This window comes from Streptomyces sp. NPDC046881 (assembly GCF_040645015.1).
Taxonomy (GTDB): Bacteria; Actinomycetota; Actinomycetes; order Streptomycetales; family Streptomycetaceae; genus Streptomyces.
In genome coordinates this window covers 35,463-46,174 of record NZ_JBEYXJ010000070.1, presented here as the reverse complement: position 1 = coordinate 46,174, position 10,712 = coordinate 35,463, and the positions used below count along the sequence as shown (strand labels likewise).

The following is a 10,712-nucleotide window of genomic DNA, read 5'->3' as shown; positions in this document are numbered from 1 at the left end:
AACCCCCCTTCCGCCCCCCCCCCCGGCGGGGGGCGCCCCCCGCCCCCGCCCCCCCCCCCTCTCGCCTGCCCGGGCGGAGTCCGCCTCGCCGCGATGCCCTCTTCCCTCCCCCGCCCCGCGGTGCTTGTCTCGGTGTCCGGACGTTCCTCCTCTTCGCTGGAGTTGCCGCCATGACCCTGCTGACGACCTGGCCGGAGTCCGGCCCCGGGACGCTGGTCCGCCGCACCGCGGACCCCGCCGAGATCGCCGCCGCCCTCAAGCCCCTCGGGGTGCGCTACGAGCAGTGGCCGGTCCGCGAGGACGTGCCGGACGACGCCGACAGCGAGACGGTGTTCGCCGCGTACGGCCCGGAGATCGACCGGCTCACCGCCGAGGAGGGCTTCACCACCGTCGACGTGCTGGGCCTGCACCCGGGCGACGACCCCGCGTACCCGGTGAAGGCGAAGGCGGCGCGCGAGAAGTTCCTCCAGGAGCACACGCACGAGGACGATGACGAGGTCCGTTTCTTCGTCTCCGGCTCCGGCATCTTCTATCTGCACGTGGGCGGCGCGGTGCACGCGGTCTACTGCGAGAGGGGCGACCTGCTGGGCGTGCCGCGCGGCACCACCCACTGGTTCGACATGGGCACCCGGCCCTCGTTCACCGCGATCCGCTTCTTCCACGAGGAGGACGGCTGGATCGGCACCTTCACCGGCTCCGCCATCTCCGCCCGTTTCCCGGACTTCGACACCATCGCCGCCGGGTACGCGCGGGGCGAGGGCGCCGCGTGAGCCTGCGGATCGAGGCGGACGCCGTGGTGCTCGACATCGAGGGCACCACGAGCGCCACGGGGTTCGTGGTGGACGTGCTGTACCCGTACTCGCGCTCCCGCTTCGCCGCACTGCTCACCGAGCGGGCCGGCGAGCCGGAGGTGGCCCGCGCCATGGCGGGGGTGCGGGAGCTGACGGGCGAGCCGGACGCGGACGCCGTACGGATCGAGAAGGCGCTGCACGCCTGGCTGGACGAGGACCGCAAGGCGGCCCCGCTGAAGACCCTGCAGGGCATCATCTGGTCCGAGGGTTTCGCCCGCGGCGACCTCGTCTCCCACTTCTACGCCGACGTCGTCCCCGCGCTGCACGCCTGGCACGCGGCGGGCGTACGGCTGTACGTCTACTCGTCCGGGTCGGTGGCGGCCCAGCGGGCGTGGTTCTCCTCGGCCCCCGGGGGAGATCTGCTGCCGCTGCTCTCGGGGCTGTACGACACGGAGAACGCGGGGCCGAAGCAGGAGCCGGAGTCGTACCGCCGGATCGCCTCGGCGGCCGGTGTGCCGGCGGACCGGCTGCTGTTCCTCTCCGACCGCCCCGGCGAGCTGGACGCGGCCCGGGAGGCGGGCTGGCGGACCGTGGGCGTCCGGCGGCCCGGGGAGCCGTACTACGACCACGGTGCCGGCGACCACGCGCAGGTGGGGACGTTCGGCGAGATCACCGTCGCGAGGAGGAGCACATGACCGCTGGCATCGGCGCGCTCGACCTGGAGGAGGCGGGGGCGGTCCTGGCCGCCGAGTCCGCCCGGTTCGCCTCGTTCGGCTGGATGCGGGGCACGTCCGGCAACCTGTCGGTGGTGCTGTCCCGCGATCCGCTGCGGCTGGCGGTCACCGCGAGCGGCCACGACAAGGGCGAGCTGACGCCGTCCGACGTGGTGCTGGTGGACGGGCGGGGCGCGGCCGTGCGGGGCGGCAGGCCGTCGGCGGAGGCCGCGCTGCACGCGCGTGTGGCCGCGCTGACGGGCGCCGGCGCGGTGGTGCACGTGCACACCGTGGCGTCGGTGGCCATGGGGCGCCGGGACCCGGGCGGGATCGTGTTCCGGGACCTGGAGATGCTCAAGGGCGTGGGGCAGCCCGCCCACGACGTCGACGTGGTGCTGCCGGTCATCGCCAACAGCCAGGACATGACGGAGCTGGGCGACCGGCTGGAGGCCGCGCGCAATCCCCGGATGCCGGCGGTGGTCGTCGCCGGGCACGGGCTGTACGCGTGGGGCGCGGACCCGCGGCAGGCCCGGCACCACACGGAAGTGGTGGAGTGGCTGCTGGAGTTGGAGCTGGGGGGGAAGTGAGCCCAGGGCTGGCGGCGGAGCCCGTCCCCGGCCGGGCTCCTACCGCAGCCGCTCGCCCGGCAGTTCGCCCGCCGCCACCTCCAGCACGCCCCGCTCGGTCACCAGCCCGGTGACCAACCGGCCCGGCGTGACGTCGAAGGCCGGATTGTGGCCGCGCGAGCCGGCGGGGGCGGTGCGTACGCCGGCCCACTCCAGCACCTCGCGTTCGTCGCGGAGTTCGATGGGGATGTCGTCCCCGGTGGCCGTCCCCGGGTCCACCGTGGTGGTCGGGGCCGCGACCAGGAAGGGGATGCCCGCGTCGGCGCAGGCGAGGGCGACGCCCACCGTGCCGACCTTGTTGGCGGTGTCGCCGTTCGCCGCGATCCGGTCGGCGCCCACGACCGCCGCGTCGACGGCCCCGCGCAGAATCGTGCCCGCGGCGGCCCCGTCGGCCTGCACGGAGTGCGGGATGCCCTCCTGGGCCAGCTCCCAGGCGGTCAGGCGCGAGCCCTGCAGCAGCGGGCGCGTCTCGTCGGCGTAGACCCTCTCCAGGCGCCCGCGGGCGTGCAGTTCGCGGACGACGCCGAGCGCCGTGCCCCAGCCGGCCGTGGCCAGGGCGCCCGTGTTGCAGTGGGTCAGGATCCGCAGCGGACGGTCCTCGCCGATCCGCTTCAGCAGCCAGTCGGCGCCGTGGGCGCCCATCGCCCGGTTGGCCTCGACGTCCTCCCGCTGGACGGCCGCGGCCTCGGCCAGCACCGCGTCCGGGCCCTCCTCGAAGCGGGTCATCACGCGGTCCACGCACACCATGAGGTTGACGGCGGTCGGGCGGGCGGCGCGGATGCGGGCGACGGCCGCCCGTGTCCGCTCGTCGGTCCAGCCCTCCCGCCGCCCCTGGAGCAGCGCGAGTGCCACGCCGTAGCCGCCGGCCGCGCCGATCGCGGGTGCGCCGCGCACCACCAGCCGCCGGATCGCGTCGACCAGGGTGTCCACGTCCCGCACGTGCACGGTCTCGGCGCGGTGCGGCAGCAGGGTCTGGTCGAGCAGCGCGAGACCGGTACCGGTCCATGCGACGGCGCGCAGTTCCTGGGGCATGAGGGGGCACTCCTCAGGGCCGGTGGTGTCCGCCACCGTACCCGGCCCCCGGGAACTTCCGTTCGAGACGATCAGGCCATAAACGGCGCCGCATAATGTGGCGGAGACATCCGATGTCCGGGCGACAGGAGGCCGGCCGTGGCAGTCACCGACGAGGCCATCGAGAAGATCAAGGGCATGATCGTCTCGGGTGCGCTGGGCCCCGGCGACCGGCTGCCCAAGGAGAGCGAACTCGCCGCCGGGCTGGGCCTGTCCCGCAACTCCCTGCGGGAGGCCGTGCGGGCGCTGTCGCTGATGCGGATCCTCGACGTACGGCAGGGCGACGGCACCTATGTCACCAGTCTCGACCCGCAGTTGCTGCTGGAGGCGATGGGTTTCGTCGTGGACTTCCACCGCGACGACACGGTGCTGGAGTTCCTGGCGGTGCGCCGGATCCTGGAGCCGGCCGCGACCGCGCTGGCCGCCTCGCGGATCGGCGCGGCCGAACTGGACGCCCTCGAAGCCCAGTTGGACGAACTGGGCGCGGAGCCGTCGGTGGAGCAACTGGTCGCCGCCGACCTGGAGTTCCACCGGAGCATCGTGCGCGGCGCCGGGAACTCGGTGCTGTGTTCGCTGCTGGACGGGCTGTCCGGGCCGACCACCCGGGCCCGGATCTGGCGGGGGCTCACCGAGGAGGACGCGGTCGGCCGCACCCTGCGCGAGCACCGGGCGATCCTGGGCGCGCTGCGCGACGGGGACGCGGAGGCGGCCCGCTCCTGGGCGACCGTGCACATCGCGAGCGTGGAGCAGTGGCTTCGCCGCTCCCTGTGAGGGGCGCCGGGCCGGCTGCCGGCCTCCCCGCTGACCGGGGGTGTTCCGGGCCCGGGAACGGGGCAGTGATCCGGTCACTCCCCCGTGCAAGGGGGCTGCGGGCGCCCCCGCCGGACGCCGTAAGGTTGGTGAGTCAAGCGAGGGCACGTCGGAAGGAGGCACTGGGTGATCGAGCTGGAGGGGGTTCCCGAGCTGATCGACCCAGTCATGGTGGCCGCGTTCGAGGGCTGGAACGATGCCGGCGACGCCGCCTCCACGGCGGTCGCGCATCTGGAACGCGAGTGGAAGGGCGAGGTGTTCGCGGCGCTGGACGCCGAGGACTACTACGACTTCCAGGTGAACCGCCCCACGGTGTTCATGGACGGCGGTGTGCGCAAGATCACCTGGCCGACGACAAGGTTGTCGGTGGTCCGCGTCGGCGGCGCGAAGCCGCGCGATCTGGTGCTGGTCCGGGGCATCGAGCCGTCCATGCGCTGGCGTTCGTTCTGCAACGAGCTGCTCGGCTTCGCGCACGAGCTGGGGGTGGAGCTGGTGGTCATCCTGGGCGCCCTGCTCGGTGACACCCCGCACACGCGGCCGGTCCCGGTCAGCGGGGTCACGTCCGACCCGGACCTGGCCCGCCGGATGGACCTGGAGGAGACCAAGTACGAGGGCCCGACGGGGATCGTCGGCGTGCTCCAGGAGGCGTGCACGCACGCGGGCGTCCCGGCGGTCTCGCTGTGGGCGGCCGTACCGCACTACGTCTCCCAGCCGCCCAACCCCAAGGCCACGCTGGCGCTGCTGAACCGGCTGGAGGACCTGCTCGACATCCGCGTCCCGCAGGGCGAGCTGCCCGAGGACGCGCGGGCCTGGCAGGTGGGCGTGGACCAGCTGGCCGCCGAGGACAGCGAGGTCGCCGAGTACGTGCAGACGCTGGAGGAGGCCCGGGACACCGCGGAGCTGCCGGAGGCGTCCGGTGAGGCGATCGCGCGGGAGTTCGAGCGGTATCTGCGGCGGCGGGACGTGGGCCCTCCGGGCGGCAAGCAGCGGCCGCCCGCCTCCGGCGGCGGTGCCAGGGAGGACGAGGAGGACGGCTCCTCGGAGGACTGAGGCGCCGGAGGTACGACGAAGGGGCGGTTCCCGTGGGGGAACCGCCCCTTCTCCGTGGTGCCGACGCGATCCGTGGTGCCGACGCTATCCGGGGTGCCGCGACGGGCCGTCGAGCGACCGGCGGCCCGTCGTGGCTGGTCGCGCAGTTCCCCGCGCCCCTTCGGGGCGCTTTACAGGGCCACTCCCAGCAGCGCGTCCACCGCTCGGGTCACCACGCCGGGGGCACCGGTGTCCGTGCCGCCCTCCTGTTCCTGGCGGGCCGCCCAGCGGTCCACCGCCGCGAGGGCGGTCGGAGCGTCCAGGTCGTTCGCCAGGGCCTCGCGGATCTCCTCCACGAGGGCGTCGGCGGACGGCCCGTCGGGGCGGGAGACGGCCGCGCGCCAGCGGGCCAGGCGGGCCTCGGCGTCCTGGAGGACCTGGTCGGTCCACTCCCAGTCGGCGCGGTAGTGGTGGGCCAGCAGGGCCAGGCGGATGGCGGCGGGGTCGACGCCGTCGCGGCGCAGCGCGGAGACGAAGACGAGATTGCCCTTGGACTTGGACATCTTCTCGCCGTGCAGGGCGACCATGCCGGCGTGGACGTACGCCTTGGCCATGGGGAACTCGCCGGTGAGCACCTGGGCGTGCGAGGCGCCCATCTCGTGGTGCGGGAAGGCGAGGTCGGAGCCGCCGCCCTGGACGTCGAAGCCCATGCCGAAGTGGTCGAGGGCGATGGCCACGCACTCGATGTGCCAGCCGGGCCGGCCCCGGCCGAGGGTGCCGCCGTCCCAGCTGGGCTCGCCCTCACGGGCCGCCATCCACAGCATCGGGTCGATCGGGTTCTTCTTGCCCGGGCGGTCCGGGTCGCCGCCGCGCTCGGCGGACAGCAGCCGCATGGCGGCGGCGTCCAGGTTCGAGACCTTGCCGAAGTGCGGGTCGGACTCGACGGAGAAGTAGATGTCGCCTTCCAGCTCGTAGGCCGCGCCGAGTTCACGCAGCCGCTCCACGAGCGGGACGATGCCCGGTATGGCCTCGACCGCGCCTATGTAGTGCTGCGGCGGGAGCATCCGCAGCGCGGTCATGTCCTCGCGGAAGAGGGCCGTCTCCTTCTCGGCGAGGGCGACCCAGTCGACGCCGTCCCGCTCCGCCCGCTCCAGCAGCGGATCGTCGACGTCGGTGACGTTCTGGACGTAGTGGACCTGCCGCTTGGTGTCGAGCCACACGCGCTGAACGAGGTCGAACGCGTTGTAGGTCGCCGCGTGACCCAGGTGGGTCGCGTCGTACGGCGTGATGCCGCAGACATAGATACGGGCGACGGGACCGGGGTCGAGGGTGACCAGGCCGCCGGTCGCGGTGTCGTGGATCCTCAGGTCGCGGCCCTGACCAGGCAGGGCGGGGACCTCGGAAGCGGGCCAGGCATGCATGTACATGAGCCTAACCGGCGCCGAGCTGCGGATACGAACGGGATCGCGCCCGATGGCCGGATTCGCGGTCTTGTACCTCGGCGCCGGATGTGCTTACACGGGCGGCCAGGGGATGGCGGGCCACTCCCCGCTCGGTTCCGGATGCAGGCCCGAGGTGAGCAGCGTCTCGACCCGCGCGCGCGTGGCCTCGATCTCGTCCGCCGTGATCAGGGCGGCCAGCCGCCGGCCCAGCTCGCCCTCCAGGCCGTCCCGGAGTCCCTTGAGGACGTCCACGGCCTCCGGGGTGAGGGACTGGCCGGCCCAGCCCCACAGCAGCGTGCGCAGTTTGTTCTCGACGTTGAAGGTGACGCCGTGATCGATGCCGTAGAGCCGGCCGTCGGCGGTGGGCAGCAGGTGGCCGCCCTTGCGGTCGGCGTTGTTGATCACCGCGTCGAGCACGGCGAGCCGGCGCAGCCGCTCGTCGTCGGCGTGCACCAGCAGCGCGGTGCGGCCCTCGCCGACCTCGGCGAAGCCGATCGCCTTCCAGCCCGGCTCCGGCTCCTCGGCGTCGACCAGGGCGAGCAGCTCCGCCTCGGCGTGCACGTCGATCCACAGCTGGCACATGCCCTCGCCGTACGGCCCGTCGCGCAGCACGGTGGGGGGCACGAGCCCCCAGCCGGTTGCCTCGGAGACCTCGTAGGCGGCCACCTCACGGCCGGCGAGGGTGCCGTCGGGGAAGTCCCACAGGGGGCGCTCCCCGGCCACCGGCTTGTACACGCAGGAGGCTTCCCGGCCGTCCAGGGCGACCGTGCAGAACAGCGCCGCGTTGGACGCCTCGCGGATCCGGCCGCGCACGGTCAGCTCACCCCGCGCGAGCAGCTCGGCGGGGTCGGGACCGGCCGTCACGCTCCGCGGCGGTATCCGTTCTGGCGCGGACATACATGTCCTTCCGGATCGAGCGGGAGGCTGCACAGCGGGCACGGCGGCCGCCCGGCGTTGACGATGTCGAGGGCACGCTTGGCGAAGGCCCGCGCCTGCGCGCCGGTCAGCCGGACCCGCAGCATCGGGGGTCCGTTCTCCTCGTCCTGGAGCAGCCGCTCCTCGGCCTCCGCGAGGTCCTCCTCGGTGTCGGCGTCCAGCTCGACCAGAGCCTGGGCCTCCACGATCATGCGCTGTTCCTCGCCGTCCCAGGCCAGGGCCATGGTGCCGACGCGGAACTCCTCCTCGATGGGGGTGTCGAGGGGGGCGGTGTCGGCGACCTCGGCGGGCGCCACCGCGGGGACGGGGGCGCTGCCCCCACTACGCCGGACGACCTCGTCCAGCAGCTCTTCCATGCGCTCGGCGAGCGCGGCGACCTGGGTCTTCTCCAGGACCACACTGGTCACCCGGGAGCCTGCGATGGCCTGGAGGAAGAAGGTACGGCGCCCGGGCAGTCCGACCGTGCCGGCCACGAAGCGGTCCGGCTGGTCGTAGAGGAACACCTGACGGGACACGTCCTGTCTCCATTGGATTCGTGGTTTCGAGCGGTTCAGCGGTGCGTGCCGTGCGGATACGCGACGCAGTAAGTCGCTTCACCCTACTGCGGCGGACGATCACGGTGCGCCCGCACCACCCCCGACGGGTGCGTCGCCGCTGTCACCGGGTTCCTCGCGGGGGGCGAGCGAAGCGAAGTCGCCGGTGTCGCCGAGCCGGACCAGGAACGGCCGCAGGCGGGTGTAGCGGATGGCGGTGACGGAGCAGGGCTCCACGGAGATCCGCTGGAAGAGGTCGAGGTGGAGGCCGAGGGCGTCGGCGACCAGCGACTTGATGATGTCGCCGTGGGAGCACATGAGGTAGACGGCGTCGGTGCCGTGCTCGGCCTCCACGCGCGCGTTCCACTCGCGCACGGCCTCGGCGGCGCGGGTCTGCATGGCGCGCATGGACTCCCCGCCGGGGAAGGCGGCGGCGGACGGGTGGGCCTGGACGACCTCCATCAGCGGCTCGTCCTTCAGCTCGGCGAGCTTGCGGCCGGACCAGTCGCCGTAGTCGCACTCCCCGATCCGCTCCTCGGTGTGGCAGCGCAGGCCGGGGCGGGCCTCCAGCAGCGGCCGCACGGTCTCCTGGCAGCGCTGGAGCGGGCTGGTGACGACCTCGGCGATCGGCAGGCCGGCGAGCCGCGCGGGCAGCGCGGCGGCCTGCGCGGCACCGCGCTCGTCCAGGGCGACGCCCGGGGTCCGTCCGGCGAGCACGCCCGAGGTGTTGGCGGTGGAGCGTCCGTGCCTTACGAGGATCAGCGTGGGCATGCGGACCAGGGTAGGCGCATCACCCGGTGCGCCGGCGGGCGGGCGAAGGGAGAATGCGCACCGTGATCGTGGACTGCGCCATCTACCGGCACGGACACCGCACCGAGGGTCCGGAGGACCTCTCCGACGCGCTCGCCGAGGCGCGGGCCGCGGGCGGGTTCGTGTGGATCGGGCTGTACGAGCCGTCGGAGCGGGAGTTCGACCTCGTCACCGACGAGTTCGGGCTGCATCCGCTGGCGGTCGAGGACGCCCTCAAGGCCCATCAGCGGCCCAAGCTGGAGGTGTACGACGACTCGCTGTTCATGGTGATCAAGCCGGTCGTGTACGAGCCGGACAGCGACGCGGTGTCGGCCGGCGAGGTGATGGTCTTCGTGGGCGACTGTTTCGTGGTGACCGTCCGGCACGGCGAGGGCGCGCCGCTGGCGGCGGTGCGGCACCGGCTGGAGGAGGAGCCGGAGATGCTCGACAAGGGGCCCACCGCGGTGCTGTACGCGATCGCCGACGCGACCGTCGACCACTACCTGGAGGTGGCGACGGAGCTGCAGACGGACCTGGACGAGCTGGAGGCGCAGGTGTTCCAGCCGGAGACCGGCAGCTCCCGCAACACCGCGTCCCGGATCTACACCTTCAAGCGGCAGGTCCTGGAGTTCCGCCGGGCCACCGTGCCGCTGGCGCTGCCGCTGGCCCGGCTGGCCGGCAACGGCTCGCTCGGCGGGTCGGTGCCGTTCGTGCACGACAAGGCGCGGCCCTTCTTCCGGGACGTGGGCGACCACCTCACGCGCGTGAACGAGTCCGTGGAGTCCCTGGACCGGCTGGTGTCGGACATCCTGTCGGCCCACCTGGCGCAGATGAGCGTGCGGCAGAACGACGACATGCGGAAGATCTCCGCGTGGGCGGCGATGGCCGCGGTCCCCACGATGATCGCGGGGATCTACGGCATGAACTTCGACCACATGCCCGAGCTGCACTGGCTGTGGTCGTACCCGGCGGTGATCGCGCTGATGGCCGTGCTGGAGGTGCTGCTGTACCGGCTGTTCAAGCGGCGCGGCTGGCTGTGAGGCGTCCTACGCGAACTCGGGGGCCGGGGTCGCCGGTCCGCCGAGGGCGTCGCGGTGCTCGGGCATGCGCAGGCCGACCATGCGGTGCCAGCCGGCGAGGCGTTCGTAGGCGTAGACGGCGTGGATACCGGCCGCGAGCAGCGCCGACTTGGCTCTCGGCCAGCCGAGGATGCGGCTCATACGGGCCATGACGGCGAGGCTGACGTCCCGGTGGACGCGGATCTCGGCGAGCGCGCAGGCGCGCAGGGTGCGCTGGATCAGCCGGCCGTGCCCGGCGGCGGCGAGGCGCAGCAGTTCCTCGTGGGTGTAGGCGAGGTGGTTGTCCTCGTCGTGGGAGATCATGCGGACGGCCCTGCCGATGTCCGGGTGGTCGGCGAAGTGCCGGAGCAGCAGTTCCATCTGCTCGGAGGCGCGCTGTTCGGTGACCCGGCTGTGCGCGAGGTAGACGACGATGTCCCGCTCGGTGAGCGGCTCGTCCCGTTGCAGCCTGGCGTGCGCGAGACCGATGCCCATGCGCTCCAGGAGCATAGTGTAGTCGGTCTCGGGCGGTACGGGTACGGGGGTCAGGCCGCGCTTCTTCAGCAGCGCGGTGAAGATGCGGCCGTGCTTGTCCTCGTCGGCGCCGTGGCGGGCGATCTTCGGGGCCAGCGCGCGCTGGCTCTGCGGGACCAGTGCGGCGATCCGCCCGTTCTCCCAGCCGCCCTGGGCCTCTCCGCCGGCGGCGATGGAGCAGAACAGCCGGAAGGACTCGTCGTGGGCGAGGATCTCCTGGAACAGACTCTTGGCCGAGAGCATGGGCGCCACCTTCCGCAGGATTCCGCGGGTTTCCGCAAAGAACGAGTCAAATGCGGACAGAGGGGAGCTGCAACAGGGGTGCGGGCCCGCTCGGCCGAAAGAAGGACCTCGGGGGGTCGTAACCGTGCGGGGCCGGG

Annotated in this window: 12 protein-coding genes; 6 read left to right on the top strand and 6 right to left on the bottom strand. The window is 73.1% G+C overall.

What is annotated here, in order from left to right; translation table 11 throughout:
• Positions 1 to 170: 170 nt before the first annotated feature.
• The 3 genes from ABZ923_RS27865 to mtnB are packed head-to-tail and all read left to right on the top strand — an operon-like array spanning position 171 to position 2,091.
• On the top strand, positions 171 to 770 hold the full coding sequence (locus ABZ923_RS27865; protein ID WP_361476645.1) for a cupin: 600 nt from the start codon (positions 171 to 173) through the stop codon (positions 768 to 770).
• Positions 767 to 1,486 (top strand): acireductone synthase, encoded by a 720-nt coding sequence (mtnC, locus tag ABZ923_RS27860; RefSeq protein ID WP_361476643.1) that lies wholly within the window; start codon positions 767 to 769, stop codon positions 1,484 to 1,486. The genes ABZ923_RS27865 and mtnC overlap by 4 nt, the downstream gene beginning before the upstream one ends.
• Positions 1,483 to 2,091: a methylthioribulose 1-phosphate dehydratase gene (mtnB, locus tag ABZ923_RS27855; RefSeq protein WP_361476641.1), complete on the top strand. Its 609-nt coding sequence runs from the start codon at positions 1,483 to 1,485 to the stop codon at positions 2,089 to 2,091. The genes mtnC and mtnB overlap by 4 nt, the downstream gene beginning before the upstream one ends.
• Before the next feature lie 39 nt (positions 2,092 to 2,130).
• On the opposite strand, the gene mtnA is transcribed toward mtnB, so the two are convergent.
• Entirely contained in the window at positions 2,131 to 3,162 is a 1,032-nt protein-coding gene (gene mtnA, locus ABZ923_RS27850) for an S-methyl-5-thioribose-1-phosphate isomerase (RefSeq protein ID WP_361476639.1), read from the bottom strand.
• A gap of 138 nt (positions 3,163 to 3,300) precedes the next feature.
• Between mtnA and ABZ923_RS27845 the strand changes: the two genes are divergently transcribed.
• Positions 3,301 to 3,972 carry a FadR/GntR family transcriptional regulator gene (locus ABZ923_RS27845; protein WP_361476637.1) on the top strand — a complete coding sequence of 224 codons (672 nt, stop codon included), beginning with the start codon at positions 3,301 to 3,303 and terminating at the stop codon, positions 3,970 to 3,972.
• A gap of 165 nt (positions 3,973 to 4,137) precedes the next feature.
• Positions 4,138 to 5,061, top strand: a complete 924-nt coding sequence (locus ABZ923_RS27840) for a PAC2 family protein (RefSeq protein WP_361476635.1) — start codon at positions 4,138 to 4,140, stop codon at positions 5,059 to 5,061.
• 170 nt (positions 5,062 to 5,231) lie between these two features.
• Here ABZ923_RS27840 and mshC read toward each other — a convergent pair whose 3' ends face one another.
• The 4 genes from mshC to ABZ923_RS27820 all read right to left on the bottom strand — a co-directional run bounded on the left by mshC (position 5,232) and on the right by ABZ923_RS27820 (position 8,722).
• The gene (gene mshC / locus ABZ923_RS27835) at positions 5,232 to 6,461 is read right to left on the bottom strand and encodes a cysteine--1-D-myo-inosityl 2-amino-2-deoxy-alpha-D-glucopyranoside ligase (RefSeq protein ID WP_361476633.1); all 1,230 of its coding nucleotides are present in this window, start codon (positions 6,459 to 6,461) and stop codon (positions 5,232 to 5,234) included.
• A gap of 93 nt (positions 6,462 to 6,554) precedes the next feature.
• On the bottom strand, positions 6,555 to 7,379 hold the full coding sequence (locus ABZ923_RS27830) for an SCO1664 family protein (RefSeq protein ID WP_361476631.1): 825 nt from the start codon (positions 7,377 to 7,379) through the stop codon (positions 6,555 to 6,557).
• Positions 7,343 to 7,933 (bottom strand): DUF3090 domain-containing protein, encoded by a 591-nt coding sequence (locus ABZ923_RS27825; protein WP_361476629.1) that lies wholly within the window; start codon positions 7,931 to 7,933, stop codon positions 7,343 to 7,345. The genes ABZ923_RS27830 and ABZ923_RS27825 overlap by 37 nt, the downstream gene beginning before the upstream one ends.
• A gap of 99 nt (positions 7,934 to 8,032) precedes the next feature.
• Positions 8,033 to 8,722: a histidine phosphatase family protein gene (locus ABZ923_RS27820; RefSeq protein WP_361476627.1), complete on the bottom strand. Its 690-nt coding sequence runs from the start codon at positions 8,720 to 8,722 to the stop codon at positions 8,033 to 8,035.
• 62 nt (positions 8,723 to 8,784) lie between these two features.
• Here ABZ923_RS27820 and corA point away from each other — a divergent pair, with 62 nt between their 5' ends.
• Positions 8,785 to 9,780, top strand: coding sequence for a magnesium/cobalt transporter CorA (gene corA / locus ABZ923_RS27815; protein ID WP_361476647.1), 996 nt, complete (start codon positions 8,785 to 8,787; stop codon positions 9,778 to 9,780).
• A gap of 6 nt (positions 9,781 to 9,786) precedes the next feature.
• On the opposite strand, the gene ABZ923_RS27810 is transcribed toward corA, so the two are convergent.
• Positions 9,787 to 10,575, bottom strand: a complete 789-nt coding sequence (locus ABZ923_RS27810) for a ferritin-like domain-containing protein (protein ID WP_361476625.1) — start codon at positions 10,573 to 10,575, stop codon at positions 9,787 to 9,789.
• Positions 10,576 to 10,712: the final 137 nt, after the last annotated feature.

What these genes read in the sequence shown, in the direction of transcription:
- ABZ923_RS27865 (WP_361476645.1), top strand. Translation starts at nt 171, where the DNA reads ATGACCCTGCTGACGACCTGGCCGGAGTCCGGCCCCGGGACGCTGGTC.
- mtnB (WP_361476641.1), top strand. Translation starts at nt 1,483, where the DNA reads ATGACCGCTGGCATCGGCGCGCTCGACCTGGAGGAGGCGGGGGCGGTC.
- mtnA (WP_361476639.1), bottom strand. Translation starts at nt 3,162, where the DNA reads ATGCCCCAGGAACTGCGCGCCGTCGCATGGACCGGTACCGGTCTCGCG.
- mshC (WP_361476633.1), bottom strand. Translation starts at nt 6,461, where the DNA reads ATGCATGCCTGGCCCGCTTCCGAGGTCCCCGCCCTGCCTGGTCAGGGC.
- ABZ923_RS27830 (WP_361476631.1), bottom strand. Translation starts at nt 7,379, where the DNA reads ATGTCCGCGCCAGAACGGATACCGCCGCGGAGCGTGACGGCCGGTCCC.
- ABZ923_RS27820 (WP_361476627.1), bottom strand. Translation starts at nt 8,722, where the DNA reads ATGCCCACGCTGATCCTCGTAAGGCACGGACGCTCCACCGCCAACACC.
- ABZ923_RS27810 (WP_361476625.1), bottom strand. Translation starts at nt 10,575, where the DNA reads ATGCTCTCGGCCAAGAGTCTGTTCCAGGAGATCCTCGCCCACGACGAG.